At 56.3% G+C, this 26,757-nt stretch carries 23 protein-coding genes; 9 read left to right on the top strand and 14 right to left on the bottom strand.

The annotated features are described in order from the left end of the window. Window positions 1-76 precede the first annotated feature (76 nt). Together AC07YV_RS13315 and AC07YV_RS13310 are read left to right on the top strand one after the other, a co-directional pair. Window positions 77-886, top strand: a complete 810-nt coding sequence (locus AC07YV_RS13315; RefSeq protein ID WP_102701115.1) for a glycosyltransferase family 2 protein — start codon at window positions 77-79, stop codon at window positions 884-886. Between the two features lie 62 nt (window positions 887-948). Then, window positions 949-1,752, top strand: coding sequence for a 2OG-Fe(II) oxygenase (locus tag AC07YV_RS13310; RefSeq protein WP_102701116.1), 804 nt, complete (start codon window positions 949-951; stop codon window positions 1,750-1,752). A 759-nt stretch (window positions 1,753-2,511) separates the two neighbouring features. Here the strand turns inward: AC07YV_RS13310 and AC07YV_RS13305 are convergent. Continuing rightward, window positions 2,512-2,847 (bottom strand): hypothetical protein, encoded by a 336-nt coding sequence (locus tag AC07YV_RS13305; protein WP_256358694.1) that lies wholly within the window; start codon window positions 2,845-2,847, stop codon window positions 2,512-2,514. Between the two features lie 393 nt (window positions 2,848-3,240). Here AC07YV_RS13305 and AC07YV_RS13300 point away from each other — a divergent pair, with 393 nt between their 5' ends. Together AC07YV_RS13300 and AC07YV_RS13295 are read left to right on the top strand one after the other, a co-directional pair. Continuing rightward, window positions 3,241-3,582 carry a YciI family protein gene (locus AC07YV_RS13300; RefSeq protein WP_102701119.1) on the top strand — a complete coding sequence of 114 codons (342 nt, stop codon included), beginning with the start codon at window positions 3,241-3,243 and terminating at the stop codon, window positions 3,580-3,582. 71 nt (window positions 3,583-3,653) lie between these two features. Beyond that, window positions 3,654-4,061 carry a hypothetical protein gene (locus AC07YV_RS13295; RefSeq protein WP_146025387.1) on the top strand — a complete coding sequence of 136 codons (408 nt, stop codon included), beginning with the start codon at window positions 3,654-3,656 and terminating at the stop codon, window positions 4,059-4,061. A gap of 705 nt (window positions 4,062-4,766) precedes the next feature. On the opposite strand, the gene AC07YV_RS13290 is transcribed toward AC07YV_RS13295, so the two are convergent. From AC07YV_RS13290 to AC07YV_RS13270, 5 genes are all read right to left on the bottom strand, one after another. Next, on the bottom strand, window positions 4,767-6,377 hold the full coding sequence (locus tag AC07YV_RS13290) for an AAA family ATPase (RefSeq protein WP_102701120.1): 1,611 nt from the start codon (window positions 6,375-6,377) through the stop codon (window positions 4,767-4,769). A 27-nt stretch (window positions 6,378-6,404) separates the two neighbouring features. Then, complete coding sequence (locus AC07YV_RS13285; RefSeq protein ID WP_494990308.1) at window positions 6,405-6,905, bottom strand: 4Fe-4S single cluster domain-containing protein; 501 nt, start codon at window positions 6,903-6,905, stop codon at window positions 6,405-6,407. A gap of 21 nt (window positions 6,906-6,926) precedes the next feature. Continuing rightward, a complete protein-coding gene (locus tag AC07YV_RS13280) occupies window positions 6,927-7,559 on the bottom strand; it encodes a DUF2997 domain-containing protein (protein WP_102701122.1) in 633 nt (210 codons plus the stop codon). Between the two features lie 2 nt (window positions 7,560-7,561). Beyond that, window positions 7,562-8,554 (bottom strand): hypothetical protein, encoded by a 993-nt coding sequence (locus AC07YV_RS13275; protein WP_102701123.1) that lies wholly within the window; start codon window positions 8,552-8,554, stop codon window positions 7,562-7,564. A 409-nt stretch (window positions 8,555-8,963) separates the two neighbouring features. Further along, the gene (locus AC07YV_RS13270; protein ID WP_102701124.1) at window positions 8,964-9,899 is read right to left on the bottom strand and encodes a LysR substrate-binding domain-containing protein; all 936 of its coding nucleotides are present in this window, start codon (window positions 9,897-9,899) and stop codon (window positions 8,964-8,966) included. 90 nt (window positions 9,900-9,989) lie between these two features. On the opposite strand from AC07YV_RS13270, the gene AC07YV_RS13265 reads away from it, so the two are divergent. Continuing rightward, complete coding sequence (locus AC07YV_RS13265) at window positions 9,990-10,940, top strand: DMT family transporter (RefSeq protein WP_102701125.1); 951 nt, start codon at window positions 9,990-9,992, stop codon at window positions 10,938-10,940. A gap of 65 nt (window positions 10,941-11,005) precedes the next feature. On the opposite strand, the gene AC07YV_RS13260 is transcribed toward AC07YV_RS13265, so the two are convergent. The 3 genes from AC07YV_RS13260 to AC07YV_RS13250 are packed head-to-tail and all read right to left on the bottom strand — an operon-like array spanning window position 11,006 to window position 14,845. Beyond that, window positions 11,006-12,433 (bottom strand): diguanylate cyclase, encoded by a 1,428-nt coding sequence (locus AC07YV_RS13260; protein WP_102701126.1) that lies wholly within the window; start codon window positions 12,431-12,433, stop codon window positions 11,006-11,008. Window positions 12,434-12,456: 23 nt separating this feature from the next. Continuing rightward, on the bottom strand, window positions 12,457-13,416 hold the full coding sequence (locus AC07YV_RS13255) for an alpha/beta fold hydrolase (protein WP_102701127.1): 960 nt from the start codon (window positions 13,414-13,416) through the stop codon (window positions 12,457-12,459). A 16-nt stretch (window positions 13,417-13,432) separates the two neighbouring features. Next, a complete protein-coding gene (locus tag AC07YV_RS13250; RefSeq protein WP_102701128.1) occupies window positions 13,433-14,845 on the bottom strand; it encodes an NAD(P)/FAD-dependent oxidoreductase in 1,413 nt (470 codons plus the stop codon). A gap of 367 nt (window positions 14,846-15,212) precedes the next feature. Between AC07YV_RS13250 and AC07YV_RS13245 the strand changes: the two genes are divergently transcribed. Next, entirely contained in the window at window positions 15,213-15,491 is a 279-nt protein-coding gene (locus AC07YV_RS13245) for a DUF2790 domain-containing protein (protein ID WP_095967106.1), read from the top strand. Window positions 15,492-15,764: 273 nt separating this feature from the next. Beyond that, window positions 15,765-16,418: a hypothetical protein gene (locus AC07YV_RS13240; protein ID WP_102701129.1), complete on the top strand. Its 654-nt coding sequence runs from the start codon at window positions 15,765-15,767 to the stop codon at window positions 16,416-16,418. A 102-nt stretch (window positions 16,419-16,520) separates the two neighbouring features. Here the strand turns inward: AC07YV_RS13240 and AC07YV_RS13235 are convergent, their stop codons facing one another. Together AC07YV_RS13235 and AC07YV_RS13230 are read right to left on the bottom strand one after the other, a co-directional pair. Continuing rightward, window positions 16,521-16,820: a hypothetical protein gene (locus tag AC07YV_RS13235; protein ID WP_102701130.1), complete on the bottom strand. Its 300-nt coding sequence runs from the start codon at window positions 16,818-16,820 to the stop codon at window positions 16,521-16,523. Window positions 16,821-17,062: 242 nt separating this feature from the next. Then, complete coding sequence (locus AC07YV_RS13230; RefSeq protein WP_102701131.1) at window positions 17,063-17,704, bottom strand: response regulator; 642 nt, start codon at window positions 17,702-17,704, stop codon at window positions 17,063-17,065. Between the two features lie 339 nt (window positions 17,705-18,043). Here AC07YV_RS13230 and AC07YV_RS13225 point away from each other — a divergent pair, with 339 nt between their 5' ends. Together AC07YV_RS13225 and AC07YV_RS13220 are read left to right on the top strand one after the other, a co-directional pair. Continuing rightward, a complete protein-coding gene (locus AC07YV_RS13225; protein ID WP_102701132.1) occupies window positions 18,044-22,906 on the top strand; it encodes a response regulator in 4,863 nt (1,620 codons plus the stop codon). Continuing rightward, the gene (locus AC07YV_RS13220; protein WP_102701133.1) at window positions 22,903-24,033 is read left to right on the top strand and encodes an ATP-binding response regulator; all 1,131 of its coding nucleotides are present in this window, start codon (window positions 22,903-22,905) and stop codon (window positions 24,031-24,033) included. The genes AC07YV_RS13225 and AC07YV_RS13220 overlap by 4 nt, the downstream gene beginning before the upstream one ends. Before the next feature lie 66 nt (window positions 24,034-24,099). On the opposite strand, the gene AC07YV_RS13215 is transcribed toward AC07YV_RS13220, so the two are convergent. From AC07YV_RS13215 to galB, 3 genes are read right to left on the bottom strand one after another with little or no spacing between them, the layout of a single operon-like run. Next, window positions 24,100-25,188 (bottom strand): 4-oxalomesaconate tautomerase, encoded by a 1,089-nt coding sequence (locus AC07YV_RS13215; protein WP_102701134.1) that lies wholly within the window; start codon window positions 25,186-25,188, stop codon window positions 24,100-24,102. Window positions 25,189-25,190: 2 nt separating this feature from the next. Continuing rightward, window positions 25,191-25,907: a 4-carboxy-4-hydroxy-2-oxoadipate aldolase/oxaloacetate decarboxylase gene (locus AC07YV_RS13210; protein WP_102701135.1), complete on the bottom strand. Its 717-nt coding sequence runs from the start codon at window positions 25,905-25,907 to the stop codon at window positions 25,191-25,193. Then, window positions 25,904-26,638 (bottom strand): 4-oxalmesaconate hydratase, encoded by a 735-nt coding sequence (galB, locus tag AC07YV_RS13205; protein WP_102701136.1) that lies wholly within the window; start codon window positions 26,636-26,638, stop codon window positions 25,904-25,906. Before galB ends, AC07YV_RS13210 begins: the two co-directional genes overlap by 4 nt. Window positions 26,639-26,757: the final 119 nt, after the last annotated feature.

The raw sequence follows: 26,757 nt of genomic DNA, 5'->3' as shown, positions 1-26,757 counted from the left end.
GCGGGCAAATACGCGAAACCGGACACGGACTCAATCGCCCCCACATAAAAATATAATATCATTGAGCACCTGAACAATGAACAGTACTAGCCCTCCGACTGATTTCCCCAATAATTTCAGCATCGTCATCGTGAATTACAAAACACCGGAAATCACCAAGATATGCTTGGAGTTATTGCACCAGCACGTGGGCGACAAGAACGTCCCAATCTGGGTGGTTGACAACTACTCGGCCGATGAAAGTACTCAATACTTGCGAACACTTGACTGGATCAATTTAATCGAACGATCCATTTCCGAACCGGAAGCAGGCCATATCGCGCACGGCAAGGCGCTCGACATGGTGTTGGAGCGGGTTGAAACCGATTATTTGCTCCTGATGCATACCGATACGTTTGTTTTCGATAAAAATATTTTTCCGATGATACTGAACAAGTGCATCAACAATAAAAAAGTCGTAGCCGTCGGGTGTGTAGAGCAATTGAATCGTGGCACCGTGAGAACTGCCTGGCGCTTTAGTTCGCGACTGTTCAAACACCACTACAGACGCTTTAAAATCTCCATGGGTTTACGTTCCAGAGAACCAAAACCCTACAAAGAAGTCTATTTGAAGAGCTTCTTTACATTGTGGAACTGCAAACTCGTCAAACAGCACGGCATGCACTTTTCGATGGATGATCGCGTCCCTGGATATACCCTTCAAGACCAGATGACCGAGCTTGGTTATGTCGTTGAAACTTTATCGCCACGTAAAATTTTCAGCTACCTTGATCATATCCAGGCGGGGACTGTTGCAGCGACTGGCGGCTATGGAAAGACTCATAGACGAACCAAAATGTACAATAATATACTCAAGCGCCTGAACAAGGGTGACGGGAAGGCCTAAGCTGCGCCGACACGCATGAGCCAGTCACCCGCAGGTCGTTATATCAAGTTATCGGAGCAATAATGGCAGTCATCACTCAGGCACTACCCATCACCCTCTCACCGGAGCTTGATTTCGACCAGAACGACGCCAGCGCCTTTGGTGAGTCATTGACTGGCCAATATGTGCAGGCTACGCCATTTCCGCACATCGTCATCGACAACTTCCTGCACGAAGACCTGATTGCAAGCATTTGCTCGCATTTCCCGGTCGAGCCAACCAACAACGAAATGCTCTACGAGCGCGGCTACAAAGGGCAACGCAAACGTCAAATCAGTCCAAACGAATGTTCTCCGTTTTTAAAGACTGTTTTCAATGCTTTCAACTCGGCCCCCATGTTGCAGTTTCTTGAGAAGTTGACCGGCATCGAAGGCTTGATACCTGACCCCTACTTCACCGGTGGCGGCCTGCATGAAACGAAAAGCGGGGGTTTCCTGGGGGTGCACTCGGACTTCAGGCTCAACAAAAAGCTTAACGTCGAGCGCAGACTGAACATTATTATTTATCTAAACGAAGACTGGAAAGACGAGTATGGAGGCAACCTGGAACTTTGGGATGTCAACATGAAAACCTGTCTTAAAAAGGTCTTGCCCATTTACAACCGCTGCGTCGTTTTCAATACAGACAAAGACAGCAATCATGGGCACCCGGAGCCTTTGACGACCCCAGAGCACATTACTCGCCGGTCTATTGCGCTTTATTACTATACCGCCGGCACCTTGGCGATCGATCCCGCGCAAAGAAACAAAACCCACTACAAACCAAGACCCAAAGATCGTTTCAGTCTCAAGTACTACATGAACAAATTAATCAAGAAGAAAAACTGAGCCATACCGCCAGACGATTGAGTTCGTGCTTTTCAGGCTTTAGCTCGGTGCCCGGTCGCGACCAGGTCCGCCTGGCATCAGCATTTTTTTCGCGGTCGCGCGCCGGCAAGCCGAAAGCCTCTGGCGCTCCTGCTGCAAGGGTAACGGAACGGAAACGTGAACGTGGGTGTCAGCTGTTTAGACACCCCGGTTTCTTCCCTCAACCCAAATGAAGCGGTGAAGTCATGAACAATATTATCTACCTCGTTGGCGCCGTCGTGATCATCCTGTTTATCCTGTCGTTTGTCGGCTTGGTCTGATTCAGCCAGCCAGATGCCAAAGGCAAAAAAACCGCTCAGTGGCGGGCTGGCGGATTTTGTTAGTGGTGTACATACCCATTTCTGCGGTAACGGCCGCCTATGGTTCCGCTTTTACAGCGGGTAACTTGGAAGAACGGAACGCCGCCCGGCCTGTAGGAGCGAGCTTGCTCGCGATGGAGGTCAACGATGATGCGGGGAGCCTGACACCGCGGTGCTCTCAGGTTTTTCGTAGGAACGCCGCCATCCATGCCAGAACCAGATCAACAGCCAAAGCCAGGCGGCCTACCGGCCGACCTGGTTCTGAGGCGTGCGTGTTCCCCTGTAGGAGCTGCCGAAGGCTGCGATCTTTTGATTTTGATTTTGCGATCTGGAGATTGCTGAAGATCAAGATCAAAAGATCGCAGCCTTCGGCAGCTCCTACATGATCTGTTTTCCCCCGGGATTCCGTGAAATCCCTTTTTTATGGCACCTGGCTCAAACCCTTGCGGAAATCGTCCTCCAGCTTTCGACACACCTCTGCGATGATGCTTTTTCCGATTGCCGGGCCGGAGTAGCTGTCTACTTCCTCGCGGCATTGTTCGGCGGCATCACGGGCCTGCATGCTTTCCTTGTCTTGCGATGTGCTACTGACATAAAAGCCGACCGCCAGGTACAAGGTGATTGCGACAGTGATTCCAACGATGATCATGCCGACCCGGCCAATTTTCTTTTCTGACGGTATTGGCCACCCGGGCGGGATTCGTACTTTTTGCCTGAGGTCGGATTGGCAGTGTTTACATAAAATGGCTTCAGCCATGATGACTTCCGCGCAATAGGGGCAACTCTTTTTTCCAGCCTCCACAGATGAAACTCCTTTTTCAAAACGAGATTCTATCATTGGGTTTGGGGGCGAGAGACACCGTCGCTGTTTTGTACTGCAAAATCTTCCGGGTTCGCGATGTCACGCCAGCCTGGATCGCTCCCGGCAAGTACCGCTAAACAAAATCCCATACTGATAAATGCTTTTTGGCCGATTTCTGCCTGTCACGCGGGGCAGAAATCGGCCAGGCGCTGTCGCCGACGAGCGGCAGCCTTGCGGCGGCCCAATGCGCTAGCCTTTAAACGTTTGCCCGTGCAGCCAGCGAGTCCATTGGACGGTGCATGCCGCCCACAGGCGTCACGACCACCATCAATTCCCGGAAGAAGCACCGTGGCCAAATACCTGATCTCTTTTCCAAGCGCGGCGATGGTTGTGCCCGATGGCGAATGGGAAGCGGTGCGCCGCGACTCACACGCTGTGATTGATGAGGCGAAAACCGCCGGTGTCTACGTGTTCGGCGGCGGAATCGACAACGACGTACCGCCCATACTCGTCTCTGCCGACGGCGCAGTTGCAATGGGCGGCTATCCTTGGGCGCCCACGCTCGACGGCGGCTTCACCGTGCTGGAACTGCCTTCACGCGATGAGGCCATAGCGTGGGCGGCGCGCATCGCCAAGGCCTGTCGCTGCGACCAGGAAGTGCGCGTCTTCGGGTTCGACCCGCAGTCCTGAGGGCAGCACTGATACCGGCAAGTGCGGCCTGACACTTCATTCATTGCAGATCATCACAGGTACGCCTCACCATGCGAAATCCACTCAAGCATTCAAGTGTTCGTCTTGGTTTTTTACTGGGTGTTATCTCAATGGGGCTGACCGCTTGCACCAGCGACGAGAACATGACGGCAGCGACTAAAGAAATTACTCGACCACCTGTCGATGACAGCGAGACGTCGTCTGTGCGAATCACAACGAGTTGGATACAACACTCACTTAGCCAAACGGGTTGCCTGCAGCGCGCCAGAGCGGCTCTTACAAAAGCGAGATATTTTGTTGAAGCAGGAGAAAGATCAGTCTACGGGTTGCGTGAAGGCATGACTTTTTCGATTCGCTGCGACTACGAAGGCGTTGCTTTTCTCGCAGTAGCTTATCGCCAAAGGCCAAGTACTCAAACCCAGGATCGGATCTTGAATGAAATCACCCGGCTATTTTAAGGACTGCAGGCGAGCGCTTCAGGGGCTCGCCGGCAGCGAGACCAATGCCGGTCCTCTTCTCTGAGGCAAGGCATTGGACCTACCCTTCCCGGACGGTGCCTGGAATACGTTTTCGAGGAATTCTTGCGTCCCTTGCGCTTGGGGATTTACTCCTCGCTATTCTGAACCTCTTAGGCCTGATTGATTCTGAGGCTAGAACAGATGGCCCATCGACGTGGCCTCGACGTCATCTAAAACACCGTCCACTTCATTTGGGTCGTTTGCAGCCCTTCGAGACAGGCAGCAATCGGCCAGAATAGTCATTCGGGTGTGCGTAGAAAAACCGATTGCGGCCTGTCAGGAAAGGCAGCAACCGCCCCAAAGCTGCCCTTCGTGGAAGACAGAAAACGGCCAAAAGCAACCGTTCGCGTAAGCACGCTTCGAGCCGATAACTACTCCGCTCACCGATATCCAAATCTAGCGGTTCGGAATTCTGTTTCGAGGGAAAGAAATGTTGGCCACGGAGGTCATCCTTTCTTCCTTGGGCCCACTCGGTTCTGCTGACCCGAATGGGCGTGTCGCCAGGGTTTAAGCGGTTAGGCCGCCATCTAAATTATTCGTTTTGTACTTGGCCGGTGCAGGCTTGCTCATGCAGTCATTTTACCGGCCTGACCATCAGCCGCGATTTGTGCAACTTAGCCTTACCCACTGAAAAATCACCGCAGATTAAAAATCAATTTGCCTGCCGCCGATTTGAGTTTCCGTATCATTCTGACCGGTAACCATGGCCGAAGCGCTAATTGCGTTTTGATTCGCCCAATCACGAAGTTTTGTAAACTCGTCTTTACGCATTTTGCTCATTGGTACTAATCGCGAAATAGTCGTTTCAAAATCAGCCATAGTCAGGTCGCTTACATCACCAGCGCCATTCATCCGCCGTGAGAACGCTTCAATCAGCGAGTCCCCAACCCACGCTTCGATTTCAGCACCAGAAAGCACAATGTCTTTACCAAAATTCGACTCTCCTCCTAGAGCAGCCAATCGATCCAAATCAAATTTTTCCGGATCACGTTTCAATTTCTTCAGATGTATTTCAAGAATCTTCTTTCTTTCTAATGTCGACGGGAAGTCAACGAAAAATATTTCGTCGAATCGCCCCTTTCTCAACAATTCCGGAGGTAAGCTGTTGATGTTGTTCGCGGTAGCAAACACAAAAACAGGCGCCGTTTTTTCTTGCATCCAAGTCAATAGTGTGCCGAATACGCGTGTAGCCGTGCCACCATCAGATGCTCCTCCGGAAGAGCCGGAAAGTCCTTTTTCAATTTCATCGATCCATAGGATGCAGGGCGAAATAGCTTCGGCAGTACGTAGTGCGGAACGAATATTGGATTCTGAAGAGCCAACCACCCCCTGAAAGATTTTTCCCATATCCAAACGCAATAAGGGCATGTTCCATGACGACGATACGCATTTCGCCGTCAGAGACTTACCGCAACCAGGAACTCCAGTTAAGAGCAAACCCTTCGGGGTTCCGACACCGAACTCCTGAGCACTCTGCCCAAAACACTGGCTACGCAAATGGAGCCACTTCTTAAGAGTTGCCAGGCCTCCAACATCCTCAAGATTTACCTTTGAGTCGATGTATTCCAAGATACCTGTTTTCCGTATAATTTGTTTTTTTTCGGAAAGCAGATCCTTTACGGTATTTTCATTTACACCCAGACTGGATACCAATGAACGAGACAAGCTATTGTCAATTTCCAATCCCGTGAGGCCCAAAGCGGCATCAATGAGTTTATCTTTGGTTTCGCTGGAAAGATCAATCTTAACGCTGCTGTTGCCTTGCCAGGAATTAACAAAACTGTTGATCTGCGCCTTGACTTCATCTCTTGATGGCAAAGGAAAATCAATTAACGTGATTTCCTTTTGAAGATCATTGGCAATTTCAAAGCTGGGCGCCACGATAATGCAATTACTTCGATATCCACGCGAGCGGATATTTATGGCTAAATCTCGAAGTCGACGACGATAGACAGGATTTGAGCTTGAGGCAAGGTAGTTATGAGCATCACAAAAAACAAAAATATTCTTGCTGCCCTCCTCCTTCGCCTTTTCTTCGCAAAAGTCCAGGGCCATTTTCAAATCAAAGGTTTTATCGCCAGCCACGACGCCATTTATCTGGACTCCTAGCGTCGAGTTCCAAACGAACAAACGATGGCTAAGCGTCTTGGCGATTTCAGAAATTTCATTGAGTGCACGCTCTTCCTCGAACGTTTCAATGACCAAAATCGCATAACGAGCTTTGAGGTAATCTGTTATCTGCTTGGTACGGTTCATGCCTATTATCCCTGCGCTTGAACTGAGTTATACATGCATCGGAAGACCGGTTTTGGTAACGCCAGAATTTGAAACAACAAACTCGACTACTCTTCTGGTACGAAAAAAGTCAATATCGACTCTGTCGCTGGTTTTTATAATCTGCTTGTGCTGATAGGGATGTTGCGCGTTGTGCCGATACCGACCAGCCAGCGTCAAGTCTACCGCTTTAACAACTCGAATCATGGCTTCATTCTGGAATATCTCTTTTGGCGTATAGCCTGTATAAAGTATCCAGTTTTTCTCGCCATTGACGGCATGTATTAATTGCTCCAAGACTGGCGCCTGGTCGAGCGGCTCCCCCCCAGAGAGGGTAACCCCAGCGATGTCCAGTGCATTTATCTTCTGTGCCAATTCATAAATAGACATCAGCGTACTCGCTTCGCGAGGGTGGGTCCCCTGATTGAAGCACCCCTTACAATTCAGCGCACAACCCTGTACCCATACTGTCAAGCGCAACCCGGGGCCGTTAACGCTGCTCAACTCCATGTGGTGCACATTGATTTCCATTTAGAAATTCGCGCTGAGAATTTGTAGGGTTTGCTCTTCATGGACTACGGTATATTCCGGCTTCCACTCAGTCACAAGCTCCGCAGTAGGGCTAGAAAGTAGAGATTCAAGCTCTTCAGTAAGTTTTGTGCAAATGTCGCCTTTCACGCCATGCACTTCCTCCGTGATTTCATCGCCCGTAAAGGTGACATGAATGCTGTATTCGTAGTTAGGTCCAAATTCAACCTCGAACCCTTGAAGCGCTTCTTTCACTCTTGCTGGAACACCTGATGCGTCTATGCGCTTGATGGTTTCATCGATGGCTACGCTGATGTACGCTTTCTGAAAGCTTAAAGCCAAATCAGCCATTATCGCTTCATCGCCGGCCGAAATAGTTTCCCGTTCGATGAGGAGTTTGTAGTAGCCCTCCTCAACTTGGCAAACAAATAGATTGAATTTATCAGCCGTTTGGCCACAAATAGCTCTAAATTGCTGCTTGCCCATATAGCCTATTTTGCTCAACACCTTTTTACTGAAGTCGCTGGCAAATACGGAAACCAGACCAGTCGTTGGGCTAAGGCCCATCTTGCCGAAAGCTTTGGCAATGGCTTCTTCATTAACATAAGAAAATTCAAACTTTGTACAATGAGACATTGCTAAAGCTCCAGCCGGCGACCAGGAACAACTTCTTCGGCATTCTGGATAGCAATTAATACGTCAGGGGCAACCTCGATGTTGCGCGTAGGTGCCATGGATGCAAGCGCAGCCTCAGGCGCAACATTTTTTGAACTCGATGCTGGAGTTCCAGAGTTGACAACCACCCGACGCCTTTGTGCTGTCTGTGATGCACCACTACCACAAAGGAGACTTGCATCAATCGCTTCCAACAGCCTTCTTATTACCAGAACGGGATTTGATGTGAGCTTTTCATATAGTCCAATGCGCAACAAAGCATCGGCCCCATCATTGAATTGCAGTTTAACGAAGTAATTTTGATTTTCATCGCCAATGATGCCAATGCGCGAGACCTGATTCAGATCCCATGACTGCTTTCTCCAAAGATCCCCATCAAACGACGCTACAATTAATTTTGTCGCTGTCGCGGCAAAAGCATTGCTACCAACTTCAATCTCGTCAGCATCAAAATTCTGGTAGCTGACCAGAATTTTCTCCCCTACAGGAAATCCCAGAGCGGTTGCCAAATATTCATTTGTCGAAAAATCGATATCTGCGTGAAATTTTAAGCTTTTTGACACAACATAAAGGCTAAAGATGCCTATTAATCCAAAGCCTATTGCTTTCAGCGTGTCTTCCGGTGCAAGAGCCGCAAAACCTGCGAAAATAAAAACAATGATCCCGTAACCGTAATTTATGGCCGCCTTTGTACTGAGTTTTTTATTTCTATAACCCTGAAATGTCTTGCCGGGAATATATTGTTTTGAAGGTGCAAATAGCAGGGTGCACACACCAAAAAAAACCAGACAAATAAGCCCCATTGCCGCCTGGCGCTTTTGCCCATTTTGCAACCCGTCAAGAAACGCCCACGCACCGGCAACGATGAAAGCAGGTAAGGATGCCAGTACTGCAAGTCCCGCTTTCTTACCTTTGGTGGCGATCATCATTTGCCACATCGGGATAGTCTTTATCATTCACAAACCTTCTAGAGTTGGTGCAGAAGCGCGTAGTGAGGGGGGATTGTAGAACTACTCATTGGTCTATGCTACGTGACGATCTTTGGTTTATCACGCGCCAGGGATGGCCTGAAGTAGCCTGACGCTGACTGATCCAAGATGATCTTGTTGCTGCAACGAGCCATCAAATTGACATCATTTTTCTGGAAAGTTCCATGGGGGGATGTGACTTTCGGGCGTACAGTTTTTATGTTTCGGCGGCACCTGAATCGACCCTGACTTCGTAGGCATGCGCAGTGACCGCTCCTGGCCGATTCCTGCCTGTCGCCAACGTCTGCTTTCGGGTCGTTTCCACCCTTCGCGACGAACAGTATTCGGCCAATGGTTGCCTGCTTTGGATATCTAACTTGAACAGCTGCCTCGGTCATCAGTCCCCCATCGACCCCAGGAGCCACTGGCGAAATATCTCGGCCGAGGCAGAACGCTTGCGATGCTTGAGCGACACCAGGAATTCGCCATTGCCCGTCACGCATTCGAAAGGCGTCACCCGCTGCAATTCTCCCTTGGCCAGCGCCTCATCCGCCATGAACGACCAGGCCAGGCCGATGCCCATGCCTTGTTGAACGGCCCGGTACGCCAACGTCAGCTGGTTGAAGACCGGGGCCTTGTCCCGCGCGACGAAGTCGATACCAAAGTGACCGAACCATTGATGCCAGTCCAGACACTGCCAGGCGCAGGTGTCGATTTGCACCAGGTTGGCTTGCGCCAATTGTTCCAGTGTCTCGACCCCCGAGACATCCAGTGAAGGATGAGCCACGGCGTAGACGATTTCCGGCAGCAGGAAATCGCTGTCCAGCGAGGGCCATTGGCCGGAACCATAGAGTACGCCCACGTCGAAATCATTGAGGCTTGCCTCATCGAATTCATTGATCGCGTGAACGTGCACGGCGATGTCCGGGTACGCCTTGTTGAATTCGATCAGCTTCGGGAACAGCCAGAATTGGGCAAGGGCATGGGTCGCCAGCACCGAGACGGCGTTGGACTGATGAACGTTGCGAATTCGCGTGACGCTTTGGTACATCGTGGTCAGGAGCACGTTGACCGTCATCAGCAGTTCATCCCCTGCGCTGGTCAACTTGACCCCTCGTGGTTTGCGCTCGAAGAGCGGGACGCCCATGCAGTCCTCAAGCTGGCGCATCTGTTTGCTCACGGCGCTCTGAGTCAGAAACAGCTCGCCGGCGGCGCCCGTGAAGCTGGCGTGTCGTCCCACGGCCTCGAACGTGATCAGGGTCTCCAATGGGGGCAAGGTACGCAGATAACGGTTGATGGCGGTTCTCCGGGACTGACGAGCGCTACGAGACATTCCCCTGGGGAATGGGTGACCAACTTTATATCGCAGGTGGCGCTTACCTGCCATGGCTAGAATGCGGCTAAACAGCCTGCCAGAGCCGAGATGATGAACAGTGGTGTTGTATTTGCGATATTGGCGGGTGCCATCTGGGGTGGCGTGATCATCGGCCCTTCGTTGCTGCCGGAATTCAATGCCGTGCTGATCAGCAGTGTGCGGTTTGCCCTGTACGGGATGATCTCGCTCCTCGTGGCCTTACCCATCGCGTCCCGCCTGCTGTCGCGTTTGACCCGCGGCGATGCCTGGATGCTGCTGCGTCTGTCACTGACCGGAAATGTCCTGAACTACGCGCTCCTGGGCGCTTCCGTACAGCTGAGCGGGGTGACCGCGGCCGCCCTTATCAACGGCATGATGCCGGTCGCCATCACCTTTCTGGGGCGTAGCGATGCAGGGTCCCTGCCCCTGACCAGGCTCAAGCTCCCCCTGCTGCTGGTATTCCTGGGTATCGTATCGGTCAGTCTGGAACATACCGGCGCGCAGGCGGCGAGCACCTCATTGTCTTCCCAGTTGCTGGGCCTGGCCTGCGGGTTCAGTGCCGTGGCCTGCTGGTCGTGGTACGCCACCCACAACGCCCGGTATCTCAAACAAAGCCATTTCAACAGCAGCGAGTGGTCGACGCTGACCGGCATCGTGACGGGCATCGTGGCGATCGTGTTCGGCTTCGCGGCCTTGATGCTGTTCCCGAACCTGGTGCCCTCTGAGGTTGAAAGCAGCCGCTGGACGACTTTCCTGTGGGTTTGCCTGTTCCTGGCACTCTGTGGTTCATGGCTGGCCAATGGGCTCTGGAATGCTTGCTCGCGTCGAATGCCCGCGTCGTTGAGCGGCCAGATGATCGTGTTCGAAACGCTGTTTGCCTGCGTATACGGTTTTCTGTTCAGCCAGCGCATGCCTGGCTTGATGGAAGTGGTCTCGATCGTGTTGCTGGTGGGCGGGGTCGTATGGGCGGCGAAACGTCATCGGATAATGCCGGTGAAACAGGCTGAACCCTGCGAATGACAGCCGATACCGTGGCGCAAAGCCGGGTATCGGTGCCGACGCTTTCAGCGACTTCGAGACGACACTCAGGGCAGCGGTTGGAGGCTGGTCTTGAAGGCAGTGACCACACGGTTACGGCCTTCGTGTTTAGCGTGATACAGGCGTTGATCGGCTGTACGCAGAATGGCCTCGATGGTGTCGCCATCGCGACCGGATTGCGATACGCCGATGCTCACTGTGACCACGGTTGGCCGCTGCAGGCCATGAAAGGAACTATTGGCAACGGTGCTTCGCAGACGCTCGGCGATTTCGTGCGCGCCTTCAAGTGAAGTCTGCGGCAGCAGTATCATGAATTCTTCTCCGCCCACTCGGGCTACGCCGTCATACGGCCGGATCGAATCGAGGCATTTCTCCACGAAACTCTTCAGGATGTCATCGCCCACCTGATGCCCGAAGCGATCGTTGATGGACTTGAAATTATCCAGGTCCAGTGCCAACACAGAGAACGGCGCATCGCCGCGTTTGGTCCGGCCGATCTCGCCTTCGACCCGCTCCATGAACCGACGCCGATTATCAGCGCCTGTCAGTGGATCGGTCGCCGCCAGGTGCCCGAGTTCTTGATTGGTGCGCTGGAGTTCCTGCAGGGCGCTCTCGGCATACGCCATCGCTTCGGCAAGACGCACCATCAACTCCTCCTGGCTGTAGATCCTGGAAAACGACCGCGTGGTGAGGAACGCTTGCACGACCCCATAGCTCAACATGAAGAATCCACCGGCGAAGATCGCGTGAGCGAGCCACCACATATGGTTCCACGGACGCGCAAGGATGAAGGCAAGGGAGGACAGCGCGAACGCGGTGACCGAGATGATGAAAATGGTCATCAGCGGCGAACGGATACGGCGCAGCAGGAGTATGGTCACGGTCAACGTGGAAAGAACGAGGGCGCCCCCCTCCATCGACAGGCGCACCGCGAGATTGCTGGCGATCGGCGAATTCGCGACGTACGCCACTGCCACGTCAACCAGCAGGAACAGTCCTATCCAGGTCAACCACGGGCGAGCCTTGATTCGTTGGTCCGCGGCATCAGGTGGGCGGTGGTACGACAGCATTCCGATTAACAGCAGAATCGACATGACCAGTCGAGAAGCCGGTCCATAAAGCAGGAAGAGCCAGATATTGTGGTGCGCAAGCCCGGTGAACGCACCATGCAACGCGTAGATCACTACAAAGCCGAGAAATCCAAGCGTCATCCATCGCAGCAGCGGCTCTCCCGATGACTGATAACAGCGCCACGTGACGTAAGTAACAAACAGGCCTGCCAGGGTCGCTGCCGTGATCGCAAAGATATGGAACAGGTGATTCTCGAATAAAAGCGTGGGGTCCTGAAAAAAGTACAAGTAGCCAATCAGATAGGCCGGAACAAGCGCAAATCCTGCGAGCAGCAAGCAGGCGTAAACCTTGACCATCAGGCGAACGGCTTCAGGTGGCTCGTCGGTGGCGATGAAATTGATCATGGGTCCCTCCGGTTTCGATCCGTTCATAGTTTTTTCAGGAAGCCCAGTAGCAGCTCATCGACCTCTGTCGCGCGCTCTTGCTGTATCCAGTGGCCGGCACCTTCGAGGATATGACACCCGCGCAGTCCCGGCAGTGTCTGCGCGAAGGCTTCGATCTGCCGCGGGGAACTGGGAAACTTCAGCACGGCGTCGCGGCTGCCGGCAATGAACATCGAGGGCTGTCGAATAATGCAACCGCGCCAGGGTGCCAGCAGCGCCCATGAGCGCGTCATGTTGCGGTACCAGTTCAAGCCGCCGCGAAATCCGCTGCGGGTGAATTCGCGGGTGTAGTAGGCAATATCCTCCAGGCTTAGCCAGCCTGGCAGGGTTTCGGGCTCGATCATCGCGCCCAGGAAGCCCTGGCCCGGCTGCAGCCGGCCGAATACCAGCCCCTCGGGGCCATCCCCCGAGCCACTGAAGTAGATGCGCCGGATCGACGACTCGACGTCCCTTTCCAGCTCGGCCTCGGCCACACCCGGCGTCTGGAAATACTGGATGTAGAAGTCGCTGATCCCCCGCGAGACCAGCGCGCTGAGGAGTTCCACGCGTGCCGGCGGCGAGAAGGGAACGCTCATGCCAACCACTGCGCGGAACAGATCGGGTCGCAGCAATGCGGCGCTCCAGGCCACCTGCGCACCCCAGTCATGGCCGACGATCACGGCTTGCCGTTCGCCGAGTGCGTTGACCAACTCGACCATGTCGCCTACCAGGTGGAGCGTGGTGTAGGCGTCGGGTTCGGCCGGCGCATCTGTGCCGCCATAGCCACGCATGTCGGGTGCTACCGCCCTGTAGCCGGCGGCCGCCAGTGCAGCAAGCTGATTGCGCCACGAGTACCACAGCTCCGGAAAACCGTGGCATAGCAAGACCAGCGGGCCGCTACCTTGCGTGGCTATCCGCATGTGGATGCCATTGATGTCGAGCAGTTCGAAGTGTGGCTCGTTCATGTGCGCTTCCTGCGATTCAAGCGATGGCCCCCAGCAACCGTGGCAAACTCGCCAGCGCCTGCTGCCGGCTGACATAGAGTCGATGCAGCTGTGCCAGTTTCTCGGTGTCGGTTTCTTGCAAACCCCTGACCACCGCCGTCATAAAGTACAAACGCGACTGCTTGATCCAGCGGGCCAGGCCGTCATGCTCTCCCCAGCGTAGTTGATTACCCAGGTAGACCGCCCAGATTCTGATCCAGTCCGAGGGGACGTGGGGCGGGGGGACCATTGTGCACAGCGCATTCATCTGCGCTTGATCGACCAGGTGGCTTTCCACATAGGCGATCAAGGCCGCGCTGAATACGGGTTGGCAGCTGCTGACCATCCACAGGTTGATCTTGCCGCCGTCGAACACCTTCATGTCAGGGAGTGTCGGGATGGCACTGGCGCTGCAGTCAATGTGCAGAGCATCTGGGCTCGTGGCGATGCTGCCCTGGTCGAGCACGATGCGCGTTGGCTCGATAACCCGCACCCGCCCCAGGCGCACGATGTTGTCGATGCGTCGAAGCTCACGCAGTTCCGCCTGTGTGACTGTGGCGCAACGGTAGGCAGTGGGTTCGACGGACTTGTCCAGGCGCAAGAGCTGACCTGTCGCCTCGAGCCTGGAGAACAGGTCCGGGATCGAGTCTGCGGCGGCGATGGCCTCGAACTGTGCCGTGAGCCCCCCGATGGTTCGTTCGAAGCTGTCGAGGCCGGGTTGCATGTTGGCCCGGTCGATCAACCACGGATCGTTCGGCATGATCCAGCTGATTGTTGCGGGGGCAACACCGTTTTGCAGCAACCACAGGCAAGCGTCGATCCCGGTCTTGCCCGATCCCACCACGACGTAGCTGGCGTACGGGTGGCGGATTTTCGGCAGGTCGTTCAGTGGCACGCATTGCACGCCGGATTCCACCCTGTACCTGGGCGGGTGGGTCGAGGGCACCGCCGTCTGGGCATGGGTGGCGTCCACCACCTTTTTGCTCACCCGGACCTGATGGTCGGCGCCGCTGACGAGCGAGGTAAACCGGTGATCGTCAAGGCGGTCGCCGGTGTAGTTGCACATGGGGAAAAAACGGACTCGACCTGAGGGCAGAAACTGCTGATTCATCACCTGATCGAAGTAGCTCACCACCTCGGCACCGGAGGCTAGCTCATACAAGCCCTCGTTCAGTGCCGTCGTGTCTTTCGTTCCGCTGCCCAGTTCCCGTGAGTTGACGCCATAGAAGGCCGAGGGCTGGTGTAACCGTACGAACGGGTAGGCATCATTCCAGTGCCCGCCAGCTCGATCGTGTCGATCCACCATCACGATGCGTGCATTCGTTTCCTTGAGCAGGGTATCGACGAAGGCCATGGCCATCGCGCCAGCACCGATCACCAGGTAGTCGGTTTCAATCGGATTTTCGTCCATATGGCTGCACCGTCCTGAAGGTTGCCCTCCTTCAACCTCCGTAGATTAGCCACCCATGCCACAGGCAATAGAACGAATGCTTCTGACCTCCATAACCAATGGAATTAATGGCTGTAGCCCGTGCATTCACCCTGCGTAAAAATCTGTCATGACATGTTATGACCTCCTTCAAAAACGGACTTTAACCAACAAATTCAGGGGTTTTAGGACGAATGGTCGAGAGGCGTCAAGCGCGGGGAATTGCAGAGAGTTTGCAGCCACTACAGGCTTTTCAGGCGGGCACGTTCGTCGAGGTGAAGTGAACTTCACTTTCATGACGTGTCACATTAAGTCCTTGTCAAGTGAACTTCAGTGGAGGTACAGCCTTATGAGCATGGCCACGATAGTCAGTGCCGTGATTTCCAGTCTCGCACCCAGTGTCTTTGACCAGAACAACCTGCAAGACCCGGGTGCACATGTCTCAGCCGTCGAATACCACTATGGTATGGACATCGATGTGAAACGGGTGCTGCAGCGCACCGATACATCCGACAAGACCGGCGTCGTACCGGTGACCCTGGTCTACGAAGACAGCGAGGGCGAGATTCACAAGATCCGTTTCCTCGAATGGGGTGGAAGCCCTGCCGACCCTACCAGCATTGCCTGATCAACTCCTCGATCGGGTTCCGGGCCTAGCCGCCCCCTAACAAGAAGCGGAAGTTGAACCTCCTGTGCACTCAGTGCGATTGAGGTTTTGTGTTACCTGAAAATGGACATATTCGAATGACGGAAAGTTCATTCGCGAAACTCACTATTATCTTGGTGGCGTGTTGCCCCAGGATTAATTGATAACAATGGCTGGATCTGAATGGCACTCAGCAACGGTAATCAAGCCGTGCCAAGAGCCAAGTTGATTCACTATTGAATAAAAGAGGTCACCATGGAACTTAGTATGTTTTCTTCGTCCACCGTGGAATATGTGCGTTTGGGCGTTGTATATTTTCATCTTATCGCCTGTTGCGTGGCAATCGGGCTGGTCTTGACCAGTGACATCGCAATGGTCAAGCAACTCCTGAAGGGGGATGCGTCAGGTCACCAAGATGACGCGCACATGGAAAGCCTTCAAAAAACCGTATCGCTTGCACTTGTAGCGCTTTGGATTACTGGCATTGGTATTGTCGGGATCGATTATGCCGGTAAAGGGATGGAGTATTTCCTCAATCCAAAACTGCAAGCCAAAATCGGCATCGTCGTGCTGCTGACCTTTAACGGCTTCCTGTTGCATAGCGCTGTATTGCCGGCGCTGAAAAAAGCCGGTTCGTTACTCAAGCTCTCCTTCAGCTTGCGCATGCTGGCGCTGTTCTCCGGCGCTCTCTCCGCCGTGTCCTGGTTCTATGCCGCCATGCTCGGTGTCGGTCGTCCGCTGGCCTGGAAATACTCGCTGGTCGAGTTGCTGGCAGCCTATCCGGTTCTCATCGTCGGCGGCTTCGGGATGATGGTCCTGCTCACTGCCTGGGCAAAAGACCGAGACACCGAAGCGCGTATGGAGCAAGGCTTCAGGACTCCAGGAAACGCCGCCCTCGCTGGATGGTGAAGCCAGGCTGAACAAGGAAGTTCAGCTTCAGCCAATGAAATCCGCTGTTAGCAGTTCGAAAACGGTGCTGCTAACGCCGGGTTGAACGAGATCTCGCGGCCTCTATCGCTTCCCCTTCATGCAGACTACGGAAAGATAAGCCCCCCAAAGAACACCTCCCAGGGCAAGTATCAGTTCCGGATTGAAAATACTCTGATCAACCGGTGCCACCAGGATTTCGCTGTAAAGGCACAGGGCGCCCGCGATCAACGCAATAAAGTAGCCAGTCCGTGTTCTGGTCCGGCGCAGCAATAGAACCTTTTTCAGACCCTCTTCTTTCCATTCCTGACGGGGCATGAGTTGGATTTCCTCCAGCAGCACTACCCCCCACAGTAATGCGCATAACCCATAACCTATCATCATGACGCCCTCCAGTTTGAACGTTGATTCAACATGAATGCAGCGTGCACTCAGTGCTCAACTTGTGAATATCCATTCCGGAGTCTTTTCTGACTCGTTGACGAAGACAACTCCATTGAGCAGACCAATATATTCCGAGGGGTAAATATGCTTGATCGGGACGGTCTCCGCTATCGACGTTAGCAGGAGTTCTTTGTGGAGATATCAGCCAAAAGCTTGTAGTGGTTCCACTACAAGCAGTCACTCTAGGTTAACAAGCCGTTTTCAAGTGCATAGCGGGCCAGTTTCGCGTTGCTGTCCATCCCGGTTTTTTCCAGGATGCGTGCCCGGTACGTCGTGACGGTGCTCGGGCTCAAATGCAGTATCTGAGCGATGCGCACAATTCTTTCGCCTGCAGCGAGGAGCTTCAGTACTTCAAGCTCCCGGTCGGAGAGCGCTTCGTGGGGTGCCTCGTCGCCTCTGCCAATAGCATTGACCAGTTTTTCTGCCAACTCAGGGCTGACGTGCTTGCCGCCTGAGGCCACCTTGCGAACGGCCGCCACCAGGGTGGCTGCGGAAATGTCCTTGGTGAGGTATCCCGCTGCGCCGTGCTTGATTGCGCGTAACGCATAGGCCTCGACCGAATGCATGCTCAACATCAGAACGGCGAGCTTGGGCTTGTGCGCACGCATGAGTTTGAGAAGCTCGAGGCCGTTCTTGTCGGGAAGCTGAATATCGACCAGCGCCACGTCGAAATCCTGCTCGCGGACCAGGAGCATGGCGTCTTGCGCCGTCTCGGCTTCACCCGTTACGTCGATCTCGCCGGCCGTCTCCAGCATGCGTCGCACACCGCTACGCACGATGCTGTGATCATCCACCAGCAAGACTCTGATTTTGTGGTCAGTCATCGGTCTTTTCCATTCGCACCCGCAAGGCCCTGGCCGTATCGTGTCTCGATGTACAGATGATGTTGAACCCGCCGGCCCAGAGGCGCGCGCTCATGCATTCCCACACCAACCCTGCGGCCAGTGGCCAGCAAGCCATTGAATCTGCTGCCGGGCTCTACGTTAGCAGGTCGGGATTGCACTGCAAGATGACAATTTCCCCCAGGATCCGGGGCATTGCACCAACCTTGCTAGTATTTCGTAAGCCAGCGCGCAGTTTTCAACAGGGTAAACACTGCAATGCCGGCTCTTGCGGCAAGGGGTGATGCCTTGCCCGCGGCATCATTTTGACTGGACAAAGACATGGCCACAGTGACGACACCGATCGAAGTATTGGACATGAAGACATTGCTGGCAGCGCTGAAGTCGTTGCGCAAAGGTGACTTCACCACGCGCATGCCGGAAGACTGGACCGGCATGCCGGGCAAGATCGCCGACACGCTCAACGAGATCATCGACATGGCGGCCGAGACCACCACCGAATTCGAACGCGTGGCGCAACTGATCGGCAAGCAGGGCAAGGTCGATGAGCGTATCCAATTGCCGATGATGAAAGGCTCGTGGCAAAAGATCGTCAACTCCAGCAATGCGCTCACCAGCGACCTCATCAGCCCGATGAACGAGATCATTCGCGTGGTTGGTTCGGTGGCCGAGGGTAATCTGAGCCAGCAGGTACCGCCGGTACTCGACGGTCTGAAACTGCGGGGCCAGTTCCTCAAATCCGCCGAGATCGTGAACACCATGGTGACGCGCCTGGGTTCCTTCGCTTCCGAGGTCACCCGCGTGGCGCGCGAAGTCGGCACTGAGGGGATTCTCGGCGGGCAGGCCAATGTCAAAGGGGTGTCCGGCACCTGGAAAGACCTGACCGACTCCGTCAACGACATGGCCGCCAACCTGACCACCCAGATGCGCAACATCGCTTACGTGACCACTGCCGTGGCCAAAGGCGATCTGGGCAAGACGATTACCGTCGAAGCCCGGGGTGAGATTCTCGAGCTGAAAAACACCATCAACACCATGGTCGGCCAGCTCTCGAGTTTCGCGGCCGAAGTGACCCGCGTGGCGCTGGAAGTCGGTACCGAAGGCAAGTTGGGCGGCCAGGCGGAAGTGCGCGGCGTCTCAGGCACCTGGCGCGACCTGACCGAATCGGTCAACGGCATGGCGGCCAACCTCACCACCCAGGTGCGCAACCTCGCCCAGGTGACGACGGCGGTGGCGCGCGGCGACCTCGGCAAGAAAATTACCGTAGAAGCCAAGGGCGAGATTCTCGAACTGAAAAACACCATCAACACCATGGTCGACCAGCTCTCCAGCTTCGCCTCGGAGGTGACACGGGTCGCGCTGGAAGTCGGTACCGAAGGCAAACTGGGTGGACAGGCCGAAGTGACCGGCGTGTCCGGCACCTGGAAGGACTTGACCAATTCGGTCAACGGCATGGCAGCCAACCTGACCACCCAGGTGCGCAACATTGCCGACGTGACGACGGCGGTGGCCAACGGCGATCTGTCGCGCAAGATCACAGCCGAAGCCAAAGGTGAAATTCTCCAGCTCAAGGAAACCATCAACACCATGGTGGACCAGCTCTCGACCTTTGCCGACGAAGTGACGCGCATGGCGCGCGAAGTGGGGACTGACGGCAAACTCGGCGGCCAGGCCAAGGTGACGGGCGTCGGTGGCACCTGGAAAGACTTGACCGACTCGGTCAACAGCATGGCGGCCAACCTGACCAATCAGGTGCGTAACATCGCCGACGTGACGACGGCGGTGGCCAAAGGCAACCTGGGGCGCAAGATCACCGTGGAAGCCAAGGGCGAAATCATGGAGCTGAAGAACACCATCAACACCATGGTGGACCAGCTCAACAGCTTTGCCGCCGAAGTGACGCGGGTGGCGCGCGAAGTCGGCACCGAAGGCAAGCTCGGGGGGCAGGCACAGGTGCAAGGCGTGTCCGGCACCTGGAGGGATCTGACCGAAAACGTGAACTTCATGGCGGCCAACCTGACCAGCCAGGTGCGAGGCATCGCGAAAGTGGTGACCGCCGTCGCCAACGGCGACATGAAGAAGAAACTGACACTGGAAGCCAAGGGTGAGATCGCCGAACTGGCCGACACCATCAACGGTATGACCGATACGCTGGCGCTGTTCTCCGACCAGGTGACCTCGGTGGCGCGTGAAGTGGGCGTCGAGGGCAAGCTGGGGGGCCAGGCCCACGTGCCGGGTGCTGCCGGCACCTGGCGCGACCTGACGGACAACGTCAACGGTCTGGCGGCCAACCTGACCAACCAGGTGCGTGCAATTGCCGATGTGGCGACGGCCGTGACCAAGGGCGATCTGACCCGTTACGTGGAGGTGGAAGCAAAGGGTGAAGTGGCGGAACTCAAGGACAACGTCAACGAGATGATCCGCAACCTGCGCGAGACCACGCGGCAAAACGCGGAGCAGGACTGGCTCAAGAGCAATCTGGCGAAATTCAACCGCCTGCTGCAGGGCCAGCGCGATCTGGCGGCAGTCTCCAAGATGGTGCTGTCTGAACTGGCTCCGCTGATCAACGCCCAGCACGGTGTGTTCTACATGATGGACGAGAACCCGCCGGATCCGGCGAAACTCAAGCTGCTGTCCGCTTATGCGTACAAGGGCAACATCAATGTGAACGATGAGTGGCGGCTCGGCGAGGGCCTGGTCGGGCAATGCGCCTACGAGAAGCGGCGCATCCTGCTGACCGATGTACCGGCCGATTACGTCGCGATTTCATCGGGACTCGGTGCTGCCGCCCCGCTGAATATCATCGTGTTGCCGATCCTGTTCGAGAACAAGGTCAAGGCCGTCGTCGAAATGGCTTCGTTCACGCGCTACAGCATCATTCATCAAACCTTCCTTGATCAGCTGGCCGAATCGATCGGTATCGTGCTCAACACGATCGAAGCCAATATGCGTACCGAAGAACTGCTCAAGCAGTCGCAATCGCTGGCGCACGAACTGCAAAGGCAACAGGAGGAATTGAGACAGACCAACGAGGAGCTGGAGGACAAGGCCGGACTGCTGGCGGAGCAGAAAGCCGAAGTCGAGCGCAAGAACCGCGAAGTCGAAATCACCAAGCTGTCGCTGGAGGAGAAGGCGGAGCAGCTGACGCTGACCTCGAAGTACAAATCCGAATTCCTCTCCAGTATGTCCCATGAACTCAGAACGCCATTGAACAGCTTGCTAATCCTGGCCCGCCAGCTCAGCGACAACGCGGAACACAATCTCACCCCCAGGCAGGTCGAATATGCCAAGACCATCCGCAGCGCGGGCAAAGACCTGCTGGAGCTGATCGACGAGATTCTCTACCTGTCCAAGATCGAGTCGGGTACGGTCACACTGGATCTGAATGAAGCGCTGTTCGCCGATCTGCACGACCAGATCGAACGCACCTTCCGCCCGGTCGCCGAAAGCCGCGGCCTGACCTTCACGATCGAACTGGCGCCTACCCTGCCCCCCGCCTTGTGGACCGACGAAAAGCGCCTGCTGCAGGTGGTCAAGAACCTGCTGTCCAACGCCTTCAAGTTCACGGAACAAGGCAGCGTCAAGATCAGCATCGAGCCCGTTGTGTCCGGGTGGAGTGTGGATCACAGCGAACTGAATCGCGCCGATGCGGTGGTCGCCTTCGTGGTCACCGACACCGGCATCGGCGTATCGGCCGGCAAGCAGACGCTGATCTTCGAGGCGTTCCAGCAAGCCGATACCGGAACCTCACGAAAATACGGTGGCACCGGCCTCGGCCTGTCGATCAGCCGCGAGCTCGCACACCGGCTGGGCGGTGAGCTGCGGCTGATCCCCGGTGAGATCGGCAAGGGCAGTACTTTTGCGCTGTACGTGCCCTTGCGAACACAGGATGCCCAGCGTCAGATGCTGGATGAACCCGCGACAGAGGCAGTACCTGGCCAGGTCAGGCGCGACCTTATGTCAGGCCCTTCTGCACAGATACTCGACGACCGCGAGTCGGTCCAACCCGGGGACCAGGTGCTGCTGATGCTCGAGGGCGACGCCCGATTCGCCGGCATCCTGCTCGAGGCCGCGCACCAGAAGGGGTTCAGGGCTATCGTCACGACCCGTGGCGCGGATGCACTGGAACTTGTCGAGCGCTTCAAACCCGCCGCGATCACGCTGGACCCGGGCCTGACAGACATCGATGGCTGGTTGCTGCTCGAGCAGTTGAAGGGAAATTTCGCCACGCGTCACATCCCGGTCCAGATCATCTCGAGCACTGACGACCGCACACGCGGGCTGCGCTATGGCGCTTTCGACTATCTGCTCAAGCCAGTCACAGCCGATGAGATTCAACATGCGCTGGTCGGCATCGTCGCATTCGCAGGGCGCAACACCAGGAACCTGCTGCTGATCGACGGCGACGAAGCGAACCGCGCCCGCATCCTCGATCTGCTCGGCAACACCGACGTGAAGATCGAAACGACCGCCAGCGGCGCTGAAGCCTTGAAGAAACTGGCAAAGAAACGCTACGACTGCATGGCAATCCATCTCGAACTGCCCGACGCATCCGGCATCGAGCTGCTCGAGGCGTTGCAGGAAGACCAGGCCAGGCGTGAACTGCCGATCGTCGTCTACGGTGCAGAGACACTGACCAAGCCGCAACACGAGCGTTTCCGGACACTGCTGGGCAAGGGCGTGATCAAGGCCGTTCAATCCCCCGAGCGCATACTCGACGAAACCGCACTGTTTCTACACCGTGTCGTCGACAGGCTGTCGCAGACCCAGCGCAGGATGCTGGAAAAACTCTATGAGGGCTCGGACAGCCTCGAGGGCAAAAAGGCCCTGGTGGTCGACGACGACGTGCGCAATATCTTTGCCCTGACCAGCGTGCTCGAGAGCAACAACATGCGGGTGGCCACGGCCGAAAACGGCCGGACCGCCATAGAACTGCTGCAGCAGCAGCCCGATACCGACATCGTGCTGATGGACATCATGATGCCCGAGATGGATGGCTTTGAAACCATGCGCCAGATCCGTACCTTCAAACGATTCGAAGCCCTGCCCATGATTGCGCTGACGGCCAAGGCGATGATGGGTGACCGTGAAAAGTGCATCGAGGCAGGCGCCTCGGACTACGTCAGCAAGCCGGTGGATACCGACCAGCTGCTGTCACTGATGCGCAGATGGCTCTATCGATGAAGCAACCTCCGGTATTCAAGGAGAACGCCCAGGTGCGGCACCCTGCCCCGCCTGATGGCGTGCCAGCCTCCGTGTTGCTGGTGGATGACAATCCCACCAAGCTCACGGCGCTCGCCGCGGTGATTACCGACATGGGCCTCGATGTCGCCACGGCGACGTCCGGACGTGAGGCGCTGCGCCTGCTATTGCAGCGCGACTTCGCCGTCATACTGCTCGACGTGAAAATGCCGGCGATGGACGGTTTTGAAACCGCAGCACTCATTCACGGCCGCCCGAAGTCGGCCCATACGCCCATTATCTTCGTCACTGCGGAGGCCGACACGGATTCCGAGCGTTTCCGCGGCTATACGTCGGGCGCCGTGGATTACATCTTCTCGCCGATTGTCGCCGAAGTGCTTCGCGCCAAGATCCAGGTGTTTGTCGACCTGTTCTACTTACAGCGCAAACTGACGATGCAGACCGAAGAATTGCTGCAATCGAAGCGGCAGCTGCGTGAGCTGGCCTCCTATCAGGAGCACATCAAGGAAGAAGAGCGAAAGCGCATCGCTCGCGACATCCACGACGAGCTTGGGCAGAGTCTGCTGGCGTTGCGCATCGATGTCTCCATGCTGCAGGCGCGCACCGGTGCCATGCACCCCAGGCTCAACGAAAAGGCCAGCGATGCACTGCATCACCTCGATACAGCCATCCGTAGTGTGCGCAGTATCATCAATGATCTTCGGCCACCCGTACTCGATCTGGGATTGCAGGCCGCGATCGAGTGGCAACTTGAAGAGTTCCGCCAGCGCAGCGGGATCGATTGCACGATGTCGGCGAAAGACGAAAATTTCCGTTGCGACCTGAATGAAAAATCCGCCACGACGCTGTTCCGCATCGTGCAGGAATCACTGTCGAACATTGCCCGACACGCGCAAGCGACACAGGTGCACATCGAACTCTCCAGGGAGGGTCGTCGGCTTTACCTGCAGATCAAGGACAACGGCGTAGGCATGACGGATCGCAAAAAACTGAACTCGTTCGGGCTGGTGGGCATGAAGGAACGCATCAGCATGCTGGGTGGGGAGTTCAGGATCGACAGTGCACCGGACAAAGGAACGAGATTGAGCATATCGCTGCCCATCGACTGAGCTGGATGGCGTTCGGGACTTTGCAGTAAAAGCGTCTGACGCTACGGGAGCCCTTGTACACGCCGCTTAATCGCCCTGCTTGCCTGCCCATAGCGTCCGCGGGACACAGACAGCCCCGTCCAGTAACAATCGGGCCGTTCTCATCAGGCCGCAACTCATTAAACGATCATGTTCAAAGCGCAACTCTACGGTGAACTCTCCCGTGGGGTGTTCAACCGAGAGTTGCCTGATATCGCCCCCAACGACACGCGCCACGCCTGCCGCCACGCTGCCCTCGATCAAGCAGGCAACCGCCACGCTCACCGCACCGAACACACCGATGCTGGTGTGGCAGCGATGGGGGATGAAGGTCCGGGTGCTCAGTGCTCCACCCGCTTGTGCTGGCGCAATCAGGCACATCTTGGGCACATTGCGTTGGCTGACATCCCCAAGGTTCATGGGTGGCCCGGCCTGCAACCGGATCGATTCGAGTCTGGCCTTGATTTCGCTGTCGGCATCCAGTTGTTCAGGGCGTTCATGACCGCTGAGGCCGAGGTCTTCTGCGCGGATCAACACCACCGGCATACCGTTGTCGACGCAGGTGACTTCAACGCCGTCGAACAAATCGACCACGTTGCCTGTCGGCAGCAATGCACCACAACTGGACCCGGCGATGTCCTTGAACTCAACGACCAACGGCGCAGCGCAGCCCGGCACCCCGTCAATGCGTGCTTCGCCGCAGTAGCGCACGGTGCCGTTCGGTGTGGGCACATGAGCAATCGCGATCTGTCCGGTGTTCTCCATGAAAATGCGTATCGGAGTTACATCACCCGTCACGGCCACAAGTGCGCGCTCAATAGCGAACGGTCCGACACCGGCAAGAATGTTGCCGCAGTTCTGGCCGTAGTCGACCCGCGGCTCATTGACCAGCACCTGTGCGAACAGGTAGTCCACATCGGCGTCGGCGCGCGCGGAGGGCTTGATGATCGCCACCTTGCTGGTCAGCGAGTCGCCGCCACCGATGCCATCGATTTGCCGCGCATCCGGCGAGCCCATGACCGCCAGCAATACGCGGTCTCGAAGCGCTTGCTCGTCGGGCAAGTCGTGGGCCAGGAAGTAGGCGCCTTTCGACGTCCCGCCACGCATCAAGAGGCAAGGAATACGTGTCTGGCCCATGTTCAGTCTCCGAGTTCATCGAGGCTGTCGACGTAGCGCAGGCCCTTTTCCGCAAGCCGTTGGCGCATGTTGTAGATGTCCAGCCCCAACTCGCCCCTGGCCAGGCGCAAGGCCTTCTGCTCTTCCAGGTCGGCGCGGGCACGGCTGGCTTCGACAACTTGCGCGACCTCGCCCCGACGCACGATGACCACGCCATCGTCATCGGCGACCACCACGTCGCCCGGGTTGACCAACTGACCGCCGCACACCAGCGGCAGGTTGACCGAACCGAGGGTCTCCTTGATGGTGCCCTGGGCACTGATGGCGCGGGACCAGACCGGGAAGCCCATCTCGCGCAAGGTATGGGTGTCACGCACCCCGGCATCGATCACCAGGGCACGCACGCCGTGGGCCTTGAGCGAAGTGGCAAGCAGGTCGCCAAAGTAGCCGTCGCTGCACGGCGAGCTGGGGGCAACCAGCAGAATATCCCCGGGGCGGCACTGCTCCACCGCCACATGGAACATCCAGTTATCGCCCGGTGCAACCAGCACCGTGACGGCCGAGCCGCTGACGACCGTCCCTCGTTGAATCGGGGTAATCGAAGACGCCAGCAGGCCTTTTCGCCCCTGGGACTCGTGGATGGTCGCGACGCCGAAGCGCCCCAGTTCATCGACCAGGGCCTGCTCGGCCCTGGGGATGTTGCGCACGACAACACCGGTTTTTCCGATCAGTTCGCTCATGCCAAGTTCTCCGTCACGCGGGGGAAGAGGCTCTGGTAGCCCTCGCCATAAACAATGTCGCGGCTGGAGGTGATGCCAACGTTGCGCTTGGCCTGCACACCGCGTTGCAGGGCGACGCGTGTGTAGTACTCCCAGAGGTGTTCCTGGCCGGCCATGCACTGGATGGCCGCGTACTTCTTGTCCCAAACCGAAGTGATGTCCAGCAATACATCGGGGCGCCATTCGCATTGCTCGGGCTGGTGCGGCTCGAAGCTGTAGACCGGCGGCGCACCGACAATTTTCTCGCCCGGCCTGTAGCCTTCGGCCTGGGCGATGATGCGGGCCTCTTGCGTCAGGTTCATGGCCAGCGGGTGATCGTAGTTGTAAGGGTCTTTCACCGAGTGGCTGAGGACGAACTCGGGCTGGACGCGACGAAACACATCCGCCAGGCGAAACAGGGTGTCCTTGTCGGCACGCATCGGGTAGTCGCCGATGTCAAAGAACTCAACGCTGGCCCCCAGGATATCGGCCGCGGCCTGGGCCTCTTCACGCCGTGCGGTTTTGACTTTCTCTTCGCTCATCTGGCCCTTGCGCCACAGCTTGGCGGACTCGCCGCGCTCACCGAAGGACAGGCAGACGATGTGCACGGCATAGCCCTGTTGCGCATGCAGCGCGATGGCACCGCCCGCGCGCCAGACGAAATCGGCAGAGTGGGCGCTGACGACCAGCGCATTTTTCGGTGACTCGATCATTGCGGATACTCCTCCTGCGTTTCCAACGAGCATCGCATCGCGACCCGCCACAGGAGTAATGCGTTGAAGTGTTGCAGGTATGCGTTTTTTTTATTGCCACTCGATCAGGGCAACGGCAT

It is taken from the genome of Pseudomonas sp. GW456-E7 (assembly GCF_059424105.1).
The sequence above is the reverse complement of the archived record's forward strand: the minus strand, read 5'-3'. Positions and strand labels throughout refer to the sequence as shown.

Excerpts from the sequence above, each read along its gene's own strand:
- AC07YV_RS13315 (WP_102701115.1), top strand. The coding sequence starts at position 77 with ATGAACAGTACTAGCCCTCCGACTGATTTCCCCAATAATTTCAGCATC.
- AC07YV_RS13310 (WP_102701116.1), top strand. The coding sequence starts at position 949 with ATGGCAGTCATCACTCAGGCACTACCCATCACCCTCTCACCGGAGCTT.
- AC07YV_RS13305 (WP_256358694.1), bottom strand. The coding sequence starts at position 2,847 with ATGGCTGAAGCCATTTTATGTAAACACTGCCAATCCGACCTCAGGCAA.
- AC07YV_RS13295 (WP_146025387.1), top strand. The coding sequence starts at position 3,654 with ATGCGAAATCCACTCAAGCATTCAAGTGTTCGTCTTGGTTTTTTACTG.
- AC07YV_RS13290 (WP_102701120.1), bottom strand. The coding sequence starts at position 6,377 with ATGAACCGTACCAAGCAGATAACAGATTACCTCAAAGCTCGTTATGCG.
- AC07YV_RS13285 (WP_494990308.1), bottom strand. The coding sequence starts at position 6,905 with ATGGAGTTGAGCAGCGTTAACGGCCCCGGGTTGCGCTTGACAGTATGG.
- AC07YV_RS13280 (WP_102701122.1), bottom strand. The coding sequence starts at position 7,559 with ATGTCTCATTGTACAAAGTTTGAATTTTCTTATGTTAATGAAGAAGCC.
- AC07YV_RS13275 (WP_102701123.1), bottom strand. The coding sequence starts at position 8,554 with ATGATAAAGACTATCCCGATGTGGCAAATGATGATCGCCACCAAAGGT.
- AC07YV_RS13270 (WP_102701124.1), bottom strand. The coding sequence starts at position 9,899 with ATGTCTCGTAGCGCTCGTCAGTCCCGGAGAACCGCCATCAACCGTTAT.
- AC07YV_RS13265 (WP_102701125.1), top strand. The coding sequence starts at position 9,990 with ATGATGAACAGTGGTGTTGTATTTGCGATATTGGCGGGTGCCATCTGG.
- AC07YV_RS13260 (WP_102701126.1), bottom strand. The coding sequence starts at position 12,433 with ATGATCAATTTCATCGCCACCGACGAGCCACCTGAAGCCGTTCGCCTG.
- AC07YV_RS13255 (WP_102701127.1), bottom strand. The coding sequence starts at position 13,416 with ATGAACGAGCCACACTTCGAACTGCTCGACATCAATGGCATCCACATG.
- AC07YV_RS13250 (WP_102701128.1), bottom strand. The coding sequence starts at position 14,845 with ATGGACGAAAATCCGATTGAAACCGACTACCTGGTGATCGGTGCTGGC.
- AC07YV_RS13245 (WP_095967106.1), top strand. The coding sequence starts at position 15,213 with ATGAGCATGGCCACGATAGTCAGTGCCGTGATTTCCAGTCTCGCACCC.
- AC07YV_RS13240 (WP_102701129.1), top strand. The coding sequence starts at position 15,765 with ATGGAACTTAGTATGTTTTCTTCGTCCACCGTGGAATATGTGCGTTTG.
- AC07YV_RS13235 (WP_102701130.1), bottom strand. The coding sequence starts at position 16,820 with ATGATGATAGGTTATGGGTTATGCGCATTACTGTGGGGGGTAGTGCTG.
- AC07YV_RS13230 (WP_102701131.1), bottom strand. The coding sequence starts at position 17,704 with ATGACTGACCACAAAATCAGAGTCTTGCTGGTGGATGATCACAGCATC.
- AC07YV_RS13225 (WP_102701132.1), top strand. The coding sequence starts at position 18,044 with ATGGCCACAGTGACGACACCGATCGAAGTATTGGACATGAAGACATTG.
- AC07YV_RS13220 (WP_102701133.1), top strand. The coding sequence starts at position 22,903 with ATGAAGCAACCTCCGGTATTCAAGGAGAACGCCCAGGTGCGGCACCCT.
- AC07YV_RS13215 (WP_102701134.1), bottom strand. The coding sequence starts at position 25,188 with ATGGGCCAGACACGTATTCCTTGCCTCTTGATGCGTGGCGGGACGTCG.
- AC07YV_RS13210 (WP_102701135.1), bottom strand. The coding sequence starts at position 25,907 with ATGAGCGAACTGATCGGAAAAACCGGTGTTGTCGTGCGCAACATCCCC.
- galB (WP_102701136.1), bottom strand. The coding sequence starts at position 26,638 with ATGATCGAGTCACCGAAAAATGCGCTGGTCGTCAGCGCCCACTCTGCC.